This window comes from Blautia acetigignens (assembly GCF_025566865.1).
GTDB lineage: Bacteria > Bacillota > Clostridia > Lachnospirales > Lachnospiraceae > Blautia_A > Blautia_A acetigignens.
On record NZ_JAOQJM010000048.1, the window covers coordinates 1 to 440 of the forward strand.

Genomic DNA, 440 nt, shown 5'->3' on the forward strand with positions numbered 1-440 from the left:
AATCGATGTCTTCCTATCTTACGTTTTAACGTTTGTATCAAGGATATTTGATTAACTTTAATCAAATTTACATGTATGCAGTTTTCAAGGTACATGATGTTTCTTTATTGACTGATATTTTATCAGTCATTAGAAATCTTAAATGAAGCCATTTAAAACCTCTAATCACTGGTAAAACCAGTTATCTATAACAGCACTTCCCTGCTGACCGGGTTAACACCAGTCTCTCAATCTTCGTCTTTTACCGTTCTGTTTCCGACAGAACTCCCTTACTGATGTCTGTTTCTATATGAACAAGCTTCCCGCTTGTTTTTTTCTTTGATCCGGCGCCCGCCTGCTCTCCCACATCGTCTCCAATGCAGTACCATCGGCCGCCTGCGTCTTAACCGTCGTGTTCGGGATGGGAACGGGTGTTTCCCACAAGCGCATCGACACCGGAA

1 rRNA gene is annotated in these 440 nt (G+C 42.0%); it reads right to left on the reverse strand.

What is annotated here, in order from left to right:
- Positions 1-321: 321 nt before the first annotated feature.
- Positions 322-439: ribosomal RNA gene (gene rrf / locus OCV70_RS18830) — 5S ribosomal RNA — on the reverse strand.
- Position 440 lies beyond the last annotated feature (1 nt).